General features: G+C 68.7%; 14 protein-coding genes. 5 read left to right on the plus strand and 9 right to left on the minus strand.

Annotated elements, in window-relative coordinates; genetic code table 11:
- Positions 1 to 303 precede the first annotated feature (303 nt).
- Positions 304 to 1,389 (plus strand): LacI family DNA-binding transcriptional regulator, encoded by a 1,086-nt coding sequence (locus FFK22_RS11230; protein ID WP_138888522.1) that lies wholly within the window; start codon positions 304 to 306, stop codon positions 1,387 to 1,389.
- Here the strand turns inward: FFK22_RS11230 and FFK22_RS11235 are convergent.
- A complete protein-coding gene (locus FFK22_RS11235; RefSeq protein ID WP_138888521.1) occupies positions 1,350 to 2,255 on the minus strand; it encodes a helix-turn-helix domain-containing protein in 906 nt (301 codons plus the stop codon). The two genes, FFK22_RS11230 and FFK22_RS11235, sit on opposite strands and share 40 nt — an antisense overlap.
- Positions 2,256 to 3,167: 912 nt before the next feature.
- Here FFK22_RS11235 and FFK22_RS11240 point away from each other — a divergent pair.
- Positions 3,168 to 4,148 (plus strand): helix-turn-helix transcriptional regulator, encoded by a 981-nt coding sequence (locus FFK22_RS11240; RefSeq protein ID WP_138888520.1) that lies wholly within the window; start codon positions 3,168 to 3,170, stop codon positions 4,146 to 4,148.
- Here the strand turns inward: FFK22_RS11240 and FFK22_RS11245 are convergent.
- The gene (locus FFK22_RS11245; protein ID WP_138888519.1) at positions 4,145 to 4,762 is read right to left on the minus strand and encodes a hypothetical protein; all 618 of its coding nucleotides are present in this window, start codon (positions 4,760 to 4,762) and stop codon (positions 4,145 to 4,147) included. The two genes, FFK22_RS11240 and FFK22_RS11245, sit on opposite strands and share 4 nt — an antisense overlap.
- 122 nt (positions 4,763 to 4,884) lie before the next feature.
- Positions 4,885 to 5,508: a GntR family transcriptional regulator gene (locus tag FFK22_RS11250; protein ID WP_138888518.1), complete on the minus strand. Its 624-nt coding sequence runs from the start codon at positions 5,506 to 5,508 to the stop codon at positions 4,885 to 4,887.
- A gap of 115 nt (positions 5,509 to 5,623) precedes the next feature.
- Between FFK22_RS11250 and FFK22_RS11255 the strand changes: the two genes are divergently transcribed.
- From FFK22_RS11255 to FFK22_RS11265, 3 genes are read left to right on the plus strand one after another with little or no spacing between them, the layout of a single operon-like run.
- Complete coding sequence (locus FFK22_RS11255) at positions 5,624 to 6,529, plus strand: hypothetical protein (RefSeq protein WP_221938526.1); 906 nt, start codon at positions 5,624 to 5,626, stop codon at positions 6,527 to 6,529.
- Between the two features lie 22 nt (positions 6,530 to 6,551).
- The gene (locus tag FFK22_RS11260) at positions 6,552 to 8,096 is read left to right on the plus strand and encodes an ABC transporter substrate-binding protein (RefSeq protein WP_186002414.1); all 1,545 of its coding nucleotides are present in this window, start codon (positions 6,552 to 6,554) and stop codon (positions 8,094 to 8,096) included.
- Entirely contained in the window at positions 8,093 to 8,923 is an 831-nt protein-coding gene (locus FFK22_RS11265; RefSeq protein WP_138888516.1) for a carbon-nitrogen hydrolase family protein, read from the plus strand. Before FFK22_RS11260 ends, FFK22_RS11265 begins: the two co-directional genes overlap by 4 nt.
- 25 nt (positions 8,924 to 8,948) lie before the next feature.
- Here the strand turns inward: FFK22_RS11265 and FFK22_RS11270 are convergent, their stop codons facing one another.
- The 6 genes from FFK22_RS11270 to FFK22_RS11295 all read right to left on the minus strand — a co-directional run bounded on the left by FFK22_RS11270 (position 8,949) and on the right by FFK22_RS11295 (position 17,011).
- Complete coding sequence (locus tag FFK22_RS11270; protein WP_138888515.1) at positions 8,949 to 9,440, minus strand: GNAT family N-acetyltransferase; 492 nt, start codon at positions 9,438 to 9,440, stop codon at positions 8,949 to 8,951.
- On the minus strand, positions 9,437 to 9,727 hold the full coding sequence (locus FFK22_RS11275; protein ID WP_138888514.1) for a DUF1778 domain-containing protein: 291 nt from the start codon (positions 9,725 to 9,727) through the stop codon (positions 9,437 to 9,439). Before FFK22_RS11275 ends, FFK22_RS11270 begins: the two co-directional genes overlap by 4 nt.
- A gap of 73 nt (positions 9,728 to 9,800) precedes the next feature.
- Positions 9,801 to 11,309 (minus strand): Ppx/GppA family phosphatase, encoded by a 1,509-nt coding sequence (locus FFK22_RS11280; protein WP_221938527.1) that lies wholly within the window; start codon positions 11,307 to 11,309, stop codon positions 9,801 to 9,803.
- A 13-nt stretch (positions 11,310 to 11,322) separates the two neighbouring features.
- Positions 11,323 to 13,515, minus strand: coding sequence for an RNA degradosome polyphosphate kinase (locus FFK22_RS11285; protein ID WP_138888575.1), 2,193 nt, complete (start codon positions 13,513 to 13,515; stop codon positions 11,323 to 11,325).
- A 206-nt stretch (positions 13,516 to 13,721) separates the two neighbouring features.
- Entirely contained in the window at positions 13,722 to 15,134 is a 1,413-nt protein-coding gene (locus FFK22_RS11290) for an adenylate/guanylate cyclase domain-containing protein (RefSeq protein ID WP_138888512.1), read from the minus strand.
- A gap of 350 nt (positions 15,135 to 15,484) precedes the next feature.
- A complete protein-coding gene (locus FFK22_RS11295) occupies positions 15,485 to 17,011 on the minus strand; it encodes a helicase HerA-like domain-containing protein (RefSeq protein WP_138888511.1) in 1,527 nt (508 codons plus the stop codon).
- Positions 17,012 to 17,076 lie beyond the last annotated feature (65 nt).

Here is a 17,076-nt window from a genome sequence, read left to right on the forward strand (position 1 = left end):
GGTCAATGGCAGTGGATGGGACATCGCCCCTGGCAGGCAGCGTCGCCTGCATATCGGGGTCTGGTTGGCCGGCACCGCGGAACGGATCCTTCCACCCGTTCTGGTTGATACTGGCAATCGTTTGCCAGACGATAGTGATTGTCGGATTGTTTGCAAGATGTTTCTTCCCGCCTGCCGAGACATCAGGACGTCCCCGCAATCCACCACATTTGCGACAATCTGTTGACGGATGAGACGAGCGGACGGGAGCGCGGACGGGCCATGCCAGGGCGACGCAAGGAGGGCCGGAGTTCCGGGCCATTGATGAGCGATGTCGCGCGGCTGGCGGGCGTCGCCACATCGACGGTCAGCCGTGCCCTTGCCATTCCCGGCCGGGTCAACGAGGCGACCCAGCGGCGCATTGCCGCAGCCGCCGAGCAGCTCGGCTATATCCCGAACGCCGCGGCACGCAGCCTGCGGGCCGGCAAATCCAGGACCGTCATGGCCGCCCTGCCGGGCCCGAGCATCGTCTTCGGCACCGCCCAGATCATTCCGGCGGTGTTGCAGAGCCTGTCCGCCACCCTGGCGGAGAACGGCTTCGACCTCATCTTCTCCAACCGCGACTCCGCGGCCGCCGAGCGGCACATCCTCGGCCAGGCCTTCGACGGCTCGGTGCGCGGGGTGGTCGTCCTGGGGGCGGCGCCCCTGCCGTCCTACGGCCGCCGGTGCCTCATCGACGCGGAGATCCCGGTCGTGTCGCTGCTGCTGGATCGCAGCGCCGACGGCATCCCGAGCGTGATCACCAACGACCGCGAAGCGATGCAGGAGGGCGCGCTTCACCTGATCGCCCTCGGCCACCGGTCGTTCCTCTATGTCGCCGGCGAGGCCGGCAACTACCACGAGATCGAGCGCTACTCCGGCCTGCTCGACGCCCTGGCGACGGCGGGACTCTCCGAAACGGCCGTGATCCGGCACGGAGGCCGCCTCGGCTTCAACGAGGGCCTGCGCAACGGCGTCGAGGCGGCGCAGGCGTATCTGAAGATGAAGAGACGCCCGAGCGCGGCGATCTGCTGCGCCGACGATGCCGCGATCTCGTTCATCGCCACGGTCCAGTCGCACGGCGTCGCAGTGCCCGGCGACGTCTCCGTCGTCGGCTTCGACGGGGCCGCGATCGGCGCGTTCTGCGATCCGCCCCTGACGACGCTGGCGCAGCCGACCCACGATATCGGCGCCCGCGGCGCGGCGATCATGCTGCAGCTCGCCGACGGGGCCTGTGGCGCCCCGCCACTGAAGACAACGCTGTCGAGCCGGCTGCTCCTGCGGGCCAGCACGGGCGCTGCCGGCGGAGCGCCCGGAAATCCCGGCGCCCCCTACCCGGCCCGGGGCGTCCGGCCGAAGCGGCGCTTGTAGTTGCGGTAGAAGGTCGACGCGTTGGTGAAGCCGTGGTCCCGGATCACGCTGGCCATCTTCTGTCCGCCGGCCTCGATGACCCGATGCGCCGCCTCCAGCCGCGCGGCCATGATCATGTCGTGCAGCGAGGCGCCGCTTTCGCCGATGAGCGCGTAGAGCTTCCGCTTCGAGATGCCGAATTCCCGCGCGATCAGGTCGGCCCCCAGCAGCGGATGCTTCACGTGGCTCTCGATGAAGAGCTGGATCCGGTGGAGCGGCCGCAGCGCCTCGGGCTCCGCCGCATCCGCCTGCTGCACATAGTCCCTGATCGCCCGGCGGATGTAGTCGAAGATCGGCATTCGCGCCGCGAGCGGCTCGTCCGTCCCCACCCCTTTGACGATCAGCCGCACGTGATTGGAGACGTAGCGCGCCAGCATGCCGCTGGCCAGGGCGATGCAGCCGGTCATCCGGCGCAGCTCGGGCAGGCTGGGCGCCGCGATGTGCAGCCAGTCGACCATATGACGCCCGCCGCCGCCGCCGGCCAGCTGCAGCTCGAAACCCCGGTCGCCGTCGATGGCGACGACGGTGCCGGACGCGAGAGCGCAGCGTTGCTGCCCGATGAGCAGCAGGCAATCGCTCCAGGGCACCAGGACGAGATAGTGGTCGCCGAGCCGGGCGGAGCCTCCGGCCGGCCGGCGGATCACGCCGGGGCCGGAGCGGATCTGGACGGCCCTGTGCCTGCCGACGACGCCGAACAGCAGCTTGGCAGGCCCGGACTGGTTTCCCAGCGGCTCCAGCGAGGCATCGAGCAGCGGCTGACACAGCCGGCGGCAGTGCTCGTCCGGTCCAGCGCAAAGGATGGAGCCACAGGCAGAACTCTCTTGCATATCCCAATATCTGCAGCGTTGTTCATGCGGCGCGATCGCTCGGGTCTTGCATTAGGACTTTGTTCTCACGAAGAGCATAGAACCACTCCCGCGCATGCATCGCAGCGTCGATATCAGGAACGATCCCACGACGAGTGCACGCGGCCAACGGCCACCCGGCATCCGGCGAAGGAGCGCCTCAGTCGGCCCGAGTGTCCGATGTTCAATTGCGGATGCGAAGCAGCTTCACACAATCCATCAGACCGGCGCCTCAGACTTATGCCTCGCCCAATGGTCGGATACCTAAACGTGCTGAATTTGAATCACAATATTTTTCTTGAGGTGCAGCAGATCGAAATATTTTTTCATTTTGAATTACAGAAAGACATTGGGTACCGAAAAATGGAACTGGCGGAACGTCGCATCTCCCCGCCCTCTTGCACTGCTCGTCGAGGCATGGTCACGTTGTCAGTGGGAACGTTCCGAGGCAAAAGGATCTGCGCGAACGGCCGAGGGGTGCATGGATCGCTCACAAATGTCTTTCATATACATAAAAATCCAATCGAGACGATCGCGTGAGGATGGACCTTCGTCCAAAGCATGAGATGTCGCGGCCGGCCCTCCGGAGCGCCCGTGGCCGCTACGCAAGCGGCCCGCCGCGGCAGCCGCATGCTCGCGAACGCCGGAATTCCGATCTCCCGGACGCCGGCGGGCTCAGCGGGCGCAGCCCTCGCCCGGCCGCGCCAGACGATAATGTCCTGCATAAATTGATATCACATCTGCGCGGGACGACATCCCAAGTCGTGCCAACCGGCCCGGCAAGCCCGCTATATCGGATGCGTGCATGCTGATCCGGCCTCTCGCGCCGCCCGAACGGCCGCGGAGACGGGAGCCGCCCCTCCGACCCTCCTGCCATTTCGGTGATGCAAGACGATGGCCATCCCCCACCAAGCTGCCGCGGCCGGCCAGCGCGTCACGACATCCGGCGCGATGCTGTATGAAGGGGGTGTCGACTATTTCCGGTCGCAGTTCTGCCATCCGCTGCTGCACGCGGACTTCGTGCCGACCACCGATGCGCCGTTCCGGGTCACGGCCAAGCTCGGCATCGTCGAAGACCATCGATCCCTGCGCCTTTACTGCACGCCGGGCATCCTCCGCCGCCGCAGCGGGCTCGGCTCCCCTGCCGCCGCGCACTCCCTGGTCATCGCCACCGGCAACAGCTGCGCGCTGCTGATCAAGGACCAGACCGTCCGGCTGAAACCGGGCGCGGCCGTCGTCATCGACGGCGGCTGCGATTTCGATCTGGTCCTGGAGAGGGATTCGGGCCGCTCCTGTCTCCTGGACTGGCTCCACATCGCCCAGGGCGCCTCGGCCGTCTTTCCCGGCCTGGAAACCTTCGCGGTGATCAGCAGCGAGGCGATCACGACCTATATCCGCTTCCACAACGAGCTGATGACCAGCGATCAGGGGACGGAGCTGACATCCATCCCGGAGGTTCCATCGTTCAACCACCTGGTCGAGATCATCCGCGCCTATCTGCTCGGGATGGCCCCGCCGAGGCCGCATGACAAGGACCGGCTGCTGCATGAGCGGATCAAGCGGCACATCACCGAGAACCTGAGCAGCCGGGACCTCTCACCGGATTCCATCGCCCGGCATTTCGAGATCTCGCCGCGAAAGCTCTACGGCCTGTTCGAGCGGATGGGCGCGTCCCTGCGCGAAACCATCACCACCCTGCGGCTGGAAGCCGCGCATCGCGATCTCGAGCTGGGCACCAGGAAGGTGGCGACCATCCTGCTCGACTACGGTTTCGGCAACGCGTCGACCTTCTACCGGCTGTACAAGAAGCATTTCGGCCGGCCGCCACGGTCCGGCCGCGGCACGGCGGCGTCGGGCCAGCGGGCCCAGCCTTAGGCCCAGAGCAGCGCGACCGTCAGCACCACGGGCAGCCAGAATAGGCTGGCCAGGCACACGCCGACCACGATCGGCTCCGGCCGCATGATCTCGTCGCTCTGGCGGCGAGAGCGCAGCTCGCCCACGCACCGGCGGAGCAAGGTGCTCTCGTTCGTCGTGTCGAGCGGCCAGGGCGCCTCGGCCTCGGCCAGGAAGGATTCCGCGATGTCGGTGACCTCCTTGCCGCCGATCCACCATTGGGCGCGCCGCACGCCGCCGTCCTTCGTCCACTCGATGACGGCGGGCCCGCTGGTCCGGTGCCGGCGGTGATGCAGGTACCAGTGCTCGATGCGGCTGCCATCCCGGTTGTGGCGGACATAGGCAGGCCCATCGATGCGATGGGCGCCGTCCGCGCTGAACCACCATTCGGATTTCAGCGTTCCGTCGGGGCGATACACGGTCAGCGGCGGATCGAGAGGGTTGCCGGACACGTACCGGTCTTCCTGCGGGCCGGCGCCGCATGCATCGCCCGCCACGCCCCGCATGCCCTCCCGATGCGGAAAATACAGGACATTGTCGTTGCCGGCTTCGCCGTATCGCTTCCGGTCTGAAATCTGCTCGGCGTCTCGATCCATGGTTCCCCGAACTCCACGCCGCCGGAATATGCGATGATTATTCCTATCCACCGGCGTCGGGAGCCAAAGAGAACGATGTCCTGATCTCTGCAGATTGATTCATATTCCGCGCACCCGACCGATCACCGCCGGTTGATGTGATGGTCGATCAACTGGCGCAGCGCCGCCGCGTCGCGGGCGCGGATGGCGGCGACCATGGCGTGGTGCTCCTGCGCGCTCAGGCGCAGTCCGGCCAGGGTGAACCAGCGGCCGGTGGTGCCGGACTGGCCGCGCTCGCGCATGTCGTGGATCAGCGCCGCCAGAACCGGGTTGCCGGCGATGTCGTAGAGCCGGCGGTGGAAGGCGTAGTTCAGCTCGGTCCGGGTCGGCGGGTCGGCGGTCTCGATCGCCTGCTCGAAGCGCCCGGCGATGCCGTCGAGCTCGACCAGGTCGGCCGCCGTCGCCCGCGCCACCACCGGCTCCGCCGCGCCGGTTTCCAGGATCGTCCGCACCGCCTTCAGATGCAGCAGCTCCTCCGGGTCCGGCGCCGCCACCCGGAAGCCGCTGTTGACCTTGTGCTCGACCAGCCGGCGATTCTTCAGCTCGACCAGCGCCTGCCGCACCTCGAAGCGGTTGGCTTCGTAGCGCTCCTGCAGGTCGATCTGCTTCAGCCACTCCCCGGCCCGGTAGACGCCGTAGAGGATGTCGTCCCGGATCGCCTCGACCAGCGTCCCGACCCGCCCGTTATCCGTGTCCTGCCGCTTCATCGTTCTTCGTCGTTCCCCGTCCGCGCTTGAGGCCCTTGTAGCATGCCCGGTTGCCGTCCGCGATTTTGACGTCTATCGTCGCGGAAAAATTGGCGCCAATTTTGGAGCAAGCCGGATGGCGGATGGCGGCGTGGCGAAGACCGGTGTCGAGACGGGCCCGGCGGCGGCCCCCGAAGCGATGGTGCGGCAGGCATCGGCGGGTCCGCTGCGCACCGGCGTCACGCCGCTGCTGTCCTGCCGGGCCGATCCGCGTTTCGGCTACAGCCTCTTCGTCCCGCCGCGGCTGCGCGGCGGCAACCGGGTGCCGCTGCTGGTGGCGGTGCATGGCAGCCTGCGGGGCGTGGACTCTTGCCGCGACGCCTTTGCCGATTTCGTCCGCTGGCACGGCGCCGTGGTGCTGGCGCCGCTGTTCCCGGCCGATCCGCTCGGCGACGGCAACGAGGATGGCTACAAATACATGGTCGAGGGCGACATCCGGTACGACCGGCTGCTGCTGGCCATGGTGGCGGAGGCCGAGGCGCGCATCGGCCTGGGCTTCGACCGCTTCTGCCTGTTCGGCTTCTCCGGCGGCGCCCATTTCGCCCATCGCTTCCTGTACCTGCACCCGGAGCGGCTGCGGGCCGTCTCGGTCGGCGCCCCCGGGTCGGTCACGCTGATCGACCCGAAGCGGGACTGGTGGGTCGGCACCCGGGACATCGAGCGGATCTTCGGCCAGGCCCCGGACCTGGAGGCGATGCGTCGCGTGCCGGTGCATCTGGCGATCGGCGACAGCGACCTGGAGACGGCGTCGATCACCCATCGCCCGGGCAGCCGGCACTGGATGGCCGACGCCAACCGCGCCGGGGCCAACCGCATCGCCCGGCTGACCAGCCTGCGCCGCAACCTGCAGGCGCAGGGGCTGGCGGTGCGGCACGACATCATCCCCGGAGCCGCCCATGATCTCGCGGCGGTGGCGGAACGGGCGCGCGACTTCTTCCACGACGTGCTCGGCCCCGGCCGGGCAACCGCTTTCGGCGCATAGCCACAAAAGGACAGGGGGCAGAATGAACCGGCTCATGCTTCTGGCCGCGGCGGCGGCGCTGGCGGCGGTCCCCGCCGCGGCCGAGACGCCGCGCGGCGGCACCATCAGCACCGTGCTGTCGGCCGATATCCGCAGCATCAATCCCGGCGTCGACCGCGACGGCGCCACCGACATCGTGCACCAGCACATCGTCGAGGGGCTGGTCGGGTTCCGCGAGGACCTGGAGGTCGGGCCGATGCTGGCCGAACGCTGGGACCTGTCGGACGACGGCAGGACCTACACCTTCCACCTGCGCCGCGGGGTGAAGTTCCAGAACGGCGCGACCATGACCTCGGCCGAGGTGAAATGGTCCTGGGACCGGCTGATGGATCCGGCGACCAAATGGCGCTGCCGCGACGTCTACACCGGCGACAACGGGCTGAAGGTCGAGAGCGTGACGGCGCCGGATGCGGACACCGTGGTCTATGTGCTGGACCGGCCGAGCGCCGGCTTCCTATACAACCTGGCGCGGATGGATTGCGGCGGCACGCCGGCGCTGCACCCGTCCTCGGTCAAGCCGGACGGCAGCTGGGACAAGCCGGTCGGCACCGGCCCCTTCATCCTGTCGGACTGGCGGCCCGGCCAGTATATCGAGCTGACCCGCTTCGACGGCTACACCCCGCGCGACGACGCCATGAGCGGCTATATCGGCCGCAAGGAGGTGTTCGTCGACAAGGTCCGCTTCAACATCATGCCGGATGCGGCGGCGAAGCTGACGGCGCTGCAGGCCGGCGCGCTGGACACCGCGCCGCTGGAATCGCAGGACCGGATCCAGATCCAGGACAACCCGGACTTCGCGGTACAGTCCAGCATCACCCCGGGCTGGGAGGCGATGATCCTGCACTCCGAGGACCCGGTGCTGCAGGACAAGCGGGTGCGGCAGGCGATCGTGATGGCGCTGGACCGCGCCGCCATCGCCGAGGCCGTCACCTTCGGCGGCTCGAAATTCTCGGCGACGCCGGTGCCGGAGTTCAGCCCCTACCACTCCCAGGCCCAGACCGACGCCCTGCCCTACGATCCGGAGAAGGCCAAGGCCCTGCTGGCCGAGGCCGGCTACAAGGGCCAGCGCATCGTCCTGACCGCGAACAAACGCTACGCCGAGATGTATGATTGCGGCGTGCTGATGCAGGACATGCTGCGCAGCGTCGGGCTGAATGTCGAGCTCGAGGTGCTGGAATGGACGGCGCAGCTGGACGCCTACCAGACCGGCAAGTTCCAGACCCAGTCCTTCTCCTACTCGCCGCGGCTGGACCCGCTGGGCCAGTGGGAGCGGATCATCGGGCCGCAGCCGCGCAAGATCTGGAAGGATCCCCGCGCCATCGACCTGCTGGCCCAGGCCAACGCCACCACCGACCGGGCGCAGATGCAGGCGGTGCTGGACCAGATCGGCCGGCTGTTCACCGAGGAGGCGCCGGCCGCCAGCCTGTACCTGCACGCCTCCGACTACGCCGTGGCCAAGCGGATCCAGGGCTTCAAGGTGTGGCCGGCCGACGCGCCGCGCTACTGGAACGTCTGGGTGACGAAATGACCGTGATCCGGGCCGCCTGCATCCAGTTGAACGTCGGCCCGGAGGTCGGCCCCAACCTCGCCGCCGCCGGCGCCCTGATCCGCGACGCCGCTTCGCGCGGGGCGACACTGATCGCCCTGCCGGAGGTGGCGGATGCGATCATCGAGGATCCGAGGCTGCTGCGGGAGTGGGCACAGCCCGAGGAGCGGCACGAGGCGCTGGCCGGCTATCGCGCCCTGGCGCTGGAAACCGGGACGGCGCTGCTGCTCGGCTCTGTCGTCGTGCGCGCCGAGGGGCCGCGCTTCGCCAACCGGTCCTATCTGCTGGGCCCCGACGGCGCGGTGCTGGCGCGCTACGACAAGATCCACCTCTACGACGCCGATTTGCCGGACGGCGAGGTGCATCGCGAGAGCGCGCAGTTCGCGCCCGGCGGCACCGGGGTGGTGGCGCGGCTGCCCGGCGGCGGCCGGCTGGGGCTGACCATCTGCTACGACCTGCGCTTCCCGCAGCTGCACCGCGCTTTGGCCAAGGCGGGGGCGGAGATCCTGGCGGTGCCATCAGCCTTCGCCTGCGCCACCGGCGCCGCCCATTGGCAGGTGCTGCTGCAGGCCCGAGCGATCGAGACCGGCTGCTTCGTCCTGGCCCCGGCCCAGACCGGCACGCACCATTTGGGCCGCCGCACCTGGGGCCATTCGCTGATCGTGTCGCCCTGGGGCGAGGTGCTGGCCGATGCCGGGACCGAGGTCGGGCTGGTGCTGGCCGATCTCGACCTCGACCAGGTCCGCGCCGCCCGCGCGGCCCTGCCGACGTTGAGCCATGACCGACTGTTCGAGGTGATGGAGGCCTGAGCGTTTCCTCGCTGCAGACAGGCGGTCACGGGCTCGCTTTCAGGTCGGCCAGTGCGACCATGAGCGTCATTGGATCGAGCGGCGAAGGCTCGAAGCCGAGACGCTCATAGAACACCCTAACCTCGTCCGACAATGCGTGCACGATCATGCCGCGGATCCCGATGATGTCGGCCGCCTGGATCACGCGCAGGCCCGCATCCCTGACCAGGGCGCGGCCAAGGCCTCCGCCCTGCAGGGACCGATCGACGGCGAGTCGACCGAGGACGACCACCGGGATCGGGTCCGGCATATTGCGGCGGAAGCCGCCGCGCGCGACGTCGAGGGCGATCGCGCTCGAGGCCAGGGCGTAATAGGCCAGCACGCGACGGCCGTCGCAGGCGACGAAGGTACGAGATGCACCGGTCGCCTGGTTCTTCAGGGCCCGGCGCTTCAGCCAGCTATCCAGGCTCTCGACTCCCGATCTGAACCCCTCGATGTCGTGATGCGGCGCCAGCGGCTCGGGCGCCGAAACCGTCATTCCTTATCCCACGGAGCTTTGGTCCGCATCATCCGGCGCAGCCGCTCATTGGGCTGGGGCGGCATGTCCAGCCGGGCCAGGAATGCAGCATAGGCCTCGGGGCTGACCACGATGACGGTCTGGTCAAGAAGGGCCTCTTCGGCGGCTGCGCGCGCCGCGTCCAGCACGAAGTCCGTACGATTCTTCCCTCGTGCCTTCGCCGCCCGGTCGATCAGGCTGCGTTCTTCGGGCTTGATGCGGATGTTCAACGTTTCACGCTTGCCGGATGCGGCGCTTGGCGTGGGCATGGCTCGACCTCCTACAGGTCAAGCCATCATAGCACAGCCGTAGTGTCAACGTCATTACGTTGCGTGCGGCGCCCTACCCCGCCGCGCGCCGGGACTCCTCGACCACGACGCGGCCGGGCTTGCCGAGTGCCTTGGCCACGGCGTCGAGGCGGCGGTCGACGGCGAGGCCGGTCAGCGCCTCCTCGTCGGCCGGCAGGGTCAGCACCACAGATTCGCCCGAGACCGAGAGGCTGGTGCGCTCGAGCAGCGAGGTGGCGCCGCCGGTCAGGGTGTGGGCCAGGCGCAGGGCCTGGCCGAGCAGCAGGACCCGGCTGCGCATCGCCTCGGTCAGCAGCTCAAGCACCGGGCCGGTCAGCGTGTCGCCGAGCGAGCCGCCGTAGCGGACATAGACCGCAGCGGCCAGGAACACGCGCTCGGCATGGTCGAGCCCGGCTACCGGCATGCGCAGCACCCGGAGCCAGGCATGCTCGGCCCGGTAGTCGGGATGCTCGAACCAGCCGATGTCGGAGAGCAGGCTGGCCGCCTGCCGCAGCCGCGCGTCGTCCGCCGTCTCCTCCGGGAACACCGACCGGGTCCATTCCGCCACCACCTCGGCATGGCCGAAGCGGTCGAGCCGGTGCGCCAGCTCGGCCGCGGCGTAGATCAGCGGGTCGCGCGCCTGGTCCTCCGGCGGCAGCAGGTCGAACAGATGGCCCTCGCGCAGGCCGAGGGCGGAGAACACCACCCGCGCCGGCTTCAGCGTCTTCAGCACGCCTTCCAGCACCAGCGCCGCCATCGGCAGCATCTCGACCCGGCGGCGCGAGATCGCGGCGCCGGACAGCGCCCCCTTGCTCTGCTTCGCCACCAGGCCGACGAACTCGGCGAGCGGCCCGGTTGGCACCGTGTACTGGTGGATGATGTGCAGCGGGTGGTTCTCGCGCTCCATGAACAGCTTGGCGATGGCGCGCCAGGCGCCGCCGACCGGGTAGAAGCTGCGGCCGGCATAGACCGGCAGCCAGTCCTGCTGACCCAGCGTGTCGAGCACGACGCTGCGCGCCTCCTTGCGCGCGCCGGTCTCGTCCATCAGCCGGAAGGGCCCGAGCGGCAAGGTCACCTGCTCGTCGATCTCGCCGCGGTCGAGCCCGACCAGCTCGAGCGAGCCGCCGCCGAGATCGCCCATCACGCCGTCGACGTCGCGGATGCCGGAGATGACGCCGAGGGCGGACAGCCGCGCCTCCTCGACCCCGCTGATCACGGTGACCGGCAGGCCGCAGCGGCGCTCGACCTCGGCGACGAAATCGGCGCCGTCGTCGGCCTCGCGCACCGCCGCGGTGGCCAGCACGTCGACCCGGTCGACGCCCATGCCTTCCAGGAGGCGGGTGAAGCGCGAGAGGTTGTCGAGCGCCTGGACCACGCCCTCGGGCGACAGCCGGCCGGCCTGGCCGAGCCCCCGGCCCAGGCCGCACATCACCTTCTCGTTGAACACCGGCACGGGCGACCGGGTGATCCGGTCATAGACGACGAGACGGATCGAATTCGAGCCGATGTCGATGACGCCCACCCGCCCCGGCCGGGACGGCACGATCGGTCCGATACGGAACACCGAGCCTCGATCCTTATTCCGCGGGCTTGACCAGGCGGCGCGGCGCCCGTTTCGCATCCTTCAAGGCGCTGCCCCGGCCGGACAGGCTGGGGTTGGTCATGAAGTACATATGCGCGCTGAAGGCATCATCCGGCGCGTCGTGCCGATGATAGCGGCCATCGGGGGCGAGCATCCAGGTGTTCGATTCATCCTTCAGATTGGCCAGCATGATCTGCTCCATCACCTGCTGGCGGACCGTGGCGTTCTCGAGCGGCACCAGGCTTTCGATCCGGCCGTCGAGGTTGCGCGGCATCCAGTCGGCCGAGGACAGGTACACCTTGGCCTGGCGCGAGGGCAGCTTCTGGCCGTTGCCGAAGCACAGGATGCGGGCATGCTCGAGGAAGCGGCCGACGATCGAATGCACCCGGATGTTGTCCGACAGGCCAGGCACGCCGGGGCGCAGGCAGCAGATGCCACGGATCACCAGGTCGATTTCCACCCCGGCCTGGGAGGCCTGGTACAGCTTGTCGATGATGCTGGCATCGACCAGGGCGTTCAGCTTGACCCAGATCTGGGCCGGCTTGCCGGCCTTGGCGTTGTCGATCTCGGCCTCGATCAGCTCCATGATCCGGCTGCGCAGGAACAGGGGCGCGATCGACAGCTTCTCCAGCTTCGCCGGCCTGGCGTAGCCGGTCATGTAGTTGAACACCGCCGCCGCGTCGCGGCCGAGGCCCGGATCGCAGGTGAAGAAGCTGAGGTCGGTGTAGATCTTGGCGGTGATGGGGTGGTAGTTGCCGGTCCCGAAATGGGTGTAGGTGCGCAGGCCGCCCTGCTCGCGCCGCACCACCATCGAGATCTTGGCGTGGGTCTTCAGATGGATGATGCCGTAGACCACCTGCGCGCCCGCCCGCTCCAGGTCGCGGGCCCAGCGGATATTGGCCTCCTCGTCGAAGCGGGCCTTCAGCTCGACCATCGCGGTGACCGACTTGCCGGCCTCCGCCGCCTCGACCAGGGCCTGGACGATCGGCGAATCCTTCGAGGTGCGGTACAGGGTCTGCTTGATCGCCACGACGTCGGGGTCGCGCGCCGCCTGGCGCAGGAACTGCACGACGATGTCGAAGCTCTCATAGGGGTGGTGGACGACGATGTCCTTGGCCCGGATCGAGGCGAAGCTGTCGCCGCCGAAATCCCGCACCCGCTCCGGGAAGCGGGCGTTGTAGGGCGAGAACAGCAGCTCCGGCCGCTCGTCGACGATCAGCTTCCTGGTGTCGCTGAGGCCGAGCAGCCGGTCCATGGCGAAGACGTCGTCTTCCTTCACCTTCAGCTTCTCGCAGACGAAGCGGCGCAGCGCGTCCGGCACGTCGGCGGAGACGGCGAGGCGGATGACGACGCCCTTGCGCCGGCGCTTCAGCGCGCTTTCGAAGGTCTTGACCAGATCCTCCGCTTCCTCGTCGATCTCCATCTCGCTGTCGCGGATCACCCGGAACACGCCGCTGGCGATCGGCGTGTAGCCGGGGAAGAGCCGGTCGAGGAACAGCTTGACCACGTCCTCGAGCAGCACGAAGCGGATCGGCGATCCGGGCAGGCGGGTGAAGCGGTCGAGCTGCGGCGGCAGCGGCACGATCGCGTCCATCTCGTCCTGCGTCTCCTCCCCGGCGTTGACCAGGGTCAGGGCCAGGCACAGGCCGAGATTGGGGATGAAGGGGAAGGGATGGGCCGGGTCGATGGCGAGCGGCGTCAGCACCGGGAACATCTCGTTGAGGAACCGCTCCTCCAGCCAGGCCTTCTCCGGCTTGGTCAGCTCGTCTCGCCCGACCACGGCGATGCCGGCGGCGCGCAGCTCCTCGCTCAGGGCGCGCCAGCAATGCTGCTGGTCGCGCATCAGCTCCTGCACCCGAGTGGTGATCTCGCCGAGCTGCTGCGCCGGGCTGAGCCCGTCCTGGCTGGGCGAGACGACGCCGAGCGCCACCTGCGCCTTCAGCCCGGCGACGCGGACCATGTAGAATTCGTCCAGGTTGGAGGCCGAGATCGACAGGAAGCGCAGCCGCTCCAGCAGCGGGTAGCCGGTGTTGTAGGCCTCCTCCAGGACGCGCTGGTTGAAGGCCAGCCAGGACAGCTCGCGGTTGATGAAGCGGTCGGGCGAATCCGCGGGGATCGTGGGCAGGGCGGGAGCGCGAACGACCTCCGGCGCCTCGGCGGAAATGGCCTCGGCGGTGCTCTGCAACATGGTCACGGGTCGCCTCCGAACCTTCATCATCGCAACAAAACTGTAATATCAAACCCTTACCGGGCTCGATTTCACCGCCACTATACACAAGCCCGAACCGGAAGCGCCATGTCCGGGCGATGAAATCACGGCTGGTACATTTTCCTGCGCGGCCGTGCCTTTCCGGGCTCTCCGCTCCCCCATCCCCGGGTCGGCGGCAAGCCGCATCAGGTCATCGCGAAGACGGGCATGCGGTCGCCGATGCCCCGGAGCGTCAGTGCCTGGGGCCGGGTGTCCACTCCTCTCGACGAGAGCAGCCGGGCCGACTCCGCGTCCCGGACGATCGCCTGGGTGGCGAAGATGCTGTCCTCGGTGGCCAGCGCCTGCACCCGCGACGCGATGTTGACGGTCTGGCCGAAATAATCCTGGCGGTCGTTGAGGTTGACCGCGAGGCACGGCCCTTCGTGGATCCCGATCTTCAGGATCAGCTCCTCCGCCCCGCGCCGCGCGTTCAGATGCCGCATGGAGTCGCGCATGCGAAGGGCGGCGGACACGGCGCGGTGCGGCACCGGGAACGTCGCCATCACGGCATCGCCGATGGTCTTGACGACGGCGCCGGATTCGGAGGCCACGATCTCGTTCAGGATCTGGAAGTGGGAGCGCACCAGGTCGTAGGCGACGAGGTCGCCGACCCGCTCATACAGGTCGGTCGATCCCTTCAGGTCGGTGAACAGGAAGGTGAGGCTCATGATCTTGAGCCTCTGCTCGACGTCGAGCGTCTCGGTCCGGTAGAGGTCGCGGAAGGTCTGGTTTGTCAGCAGCCGCTTCGCGGTCAGGAACGGCCGGCGGCGGCCCAGCATCTGGTTCAGCTCCGCGCCCGCCACGTAGACGCCCACCAGGACCCGGCCCTCCGTGCGGTTGTCCAGCGACAGGCGGAGCGGACCGGGCGACAGGGTGCTGCGGCCGACCCCCGGATGGGCGCTGGTGAAGATCATGGAGAGGTCGCGGCGCTCCGCCGTCGGCTCGCCCCCGGTCTCGACCAGATGGGCCGTATGGGTCACGGGATCGAAGATGATGACGGTTTGCGCGGGAAGCTGCAGGGCCAGGATCATCCGTTCGCCGGCCTGCAGCTCGACTGTCTCCAGCATGACCTTGCGGCTGAACTCGTCGAAGGCGCCCGGCTCGGGGAACGCCAGGCCGGAGCCGAAGAAGACCTGCCGGTGATAGTCCCAGAAGCCGAGGCTGTCCGGATCGTGGGCGGCGATGCGGCGGATCCGGGGGCTGACGGTGAAGCTGACCTCCACCGTGTCGTCCAGCGTCGGCTCGCTGGTCAGCGCGCAGAAGGCGCAATGATAGTCCTGCTGCCGCACGCTCTTCAGGGTGGCGTTGGCGTCGAGGACGCCGCCGCAGCTCGGGCAGAGGATGTTCCAAGACATCTCGAACAGGCCCAGCCGCGACGCGTGCAGCAGGGCCGCGATCACCTTCTCCTCGTCCAGGCCGCTTCCGGTCGCCACGGCCACGGCGTTGATGCGCGCGAGATCCCCGTCACGGCCGTTGTGGACGAGATCCGCGATGGCATCGACCACGCCGGGATCGGCCGAGCGGCGCAAGGCGTCGAAGAGGGCGTCGTTGTCCTGCATGCGCGGAGCATACCCCAGCCCCCCGGTCGCGGACAGGGGCGCTGCGCCCTGCGATTGGGCCCTGTTCGTTGCCTCTCCCGCTTGCGGGAGAGGTCGGGCTCGCGCAGCGAGACCGGGTGAGGGCAGATGGGCAGCTACGCTAGGATCAGCGTTTCAGGACGGAATGGAATCATGCGCTCGCCCGCTGCAAAGCAGCGCTTTCGGCGAGGCCGCTATCCCCTCACCCGGACATCCTTCGGATGTCCGGCCTCTCCCGCAAGCGGGAGAGGCAAAGGGCTCACACACCCGCCATTGGCATCGCTGATCGATATGTGCGCCGTAGCTCTGACGACCGGCCCCGCCGGCGCGCCTCAGCGCCTGCCGCCGAAGATCGAGCCGAGGATGCCGCGGACCACGGCGCGGCCGATGCTGCCGCCGATGGTGCTGGCGCCGGAGCCGCCGACGCTGCGCCCGAGGCTGCGGCCGAGCTGGGTGCCGACCGTGCTGCCGGTGTTGCGGATCACGTCCCGGAAGATGGTCTCGGCCATGCTGGGGCCTTCCTTGGCCTCGGCCTTCGCCTGGGCCTTGGCCTCGGCGGCGGCTGTCGCCTGCTGCTGCGCTTCGGCCGCCTTGACGCTCAGCTTCTCATAGGCGGACTCGCGGTCGATCGAGGCGGTGTATTTCGCATCCATGCCGCCGGCGGCGATCGCCGCCTTGCGCTCGGCATCGGTGATCGGGCCGAGGCGCGAGACCGGCGGGCAGACCAGCGCCCGCTCGACCACCTCGGGGATGCCCTTGGCGTCGAGGAAGGAGACCAGGGCCTCGCCCACCGCCAGTTCCTGCAGCGCGCGGGCGACGTCCAGACCGGCCTCGGTGCGGAAGGTGTCGGCGCTGGCCTTCAGCGCCTTCTGGTCGCGCGGGGTGAAGGCGCGCAGCGCGTGCTGCGCCCGGTTGCCGAGTTGAGCCAGCACCTTGTCCGGCACGTCGATCGGGTTCTGCGAGACGAAGTAGACGCCGACGCCCTTGGAGCGGATCAGCCGCACCACCTGCTCGACCTTCTCGACCAGCGCCTTGGGCGCGTCGTCGAACAGCAGATGGGCCTCGTCGAAGAAGAACACCAGCTTCGGCTTGTCCGGATCGCCGAGCTCGGGCAGGCGCTCGAACAGCTCGGACAGCAGCCAGAGCAGGAAGGTGGCGTAGAGCCGCGGCGCCTGGATCAGCGTCTCCGCCGCCAGCACGTTGATGACGCCGCGCCCGTCCGCGCCGATGCGGATCAGATCCATCAGGTCCAGCGCCGGCTCGCCGAAGAAGGCCTCCGCCCCCTGCTGCTCCAGCACCAGCAACTGGCGCTGGATGCTGCCGACCGAGGCCTTGGAGACGTTGCCGTAGACGCCGGTGAACTTCGAGGCGTTCTCGGCCATATGGGCCAGCAGCGCCTGCAGGTCCTTGAGGTCGAGCAGCAGCAGCCCTTCCTCGTCCGCCGCCTTGAAGGCGATGTTGAGCACGCCCTCCTGCGTGTCGTTGAGCTGCAGCAGGCGCGACAGCAGCAGCGGCCCCATCTCCGCCACCGTGGCGCGGACCGGCGTGCCCCCCTTGCCGTACAGGTCCCAGAACACGGTCGGGAAGCCCTGGTAGGCCGGCGCGCCGAGGCCCAGCGCCTTGGCGCGCTCCTCGATCTTCGGGTTGGCCGCGCCGGGCTGGCTGATGCCGGCGATGTCGCCCTTCACATCGGCGACGAAGACCGGCACGCCGGCCTGGCTGAAGCCTTCGGCCAGGACCTTGAGCGACACGGTCTTGCCGGTGCCGGTGGCGCCGGCGATCAGCCCGTGGCGGTTGCCGAGGCCGAGCAGCAGCCGGTGCTCGCGCTGGCCCTTGGCGAAATAGAGTCCGTCGGTCATGTCCGTCTCCTCGGCCCGCGGCCCCGTTAGCAGGCATCTCGGGCGCATGGTGCCTCGCGGCTGGA

This window comes from Mycobacterium sp. KBS0706 (assembly GCF_005938675.2).
In the GTDB taxonomy this organism is placed as follows: Bacteria; Pseudomonadota; Alphaproteobacteria; order DSM-16000; family Inquilinaceae; genus Inquilinus.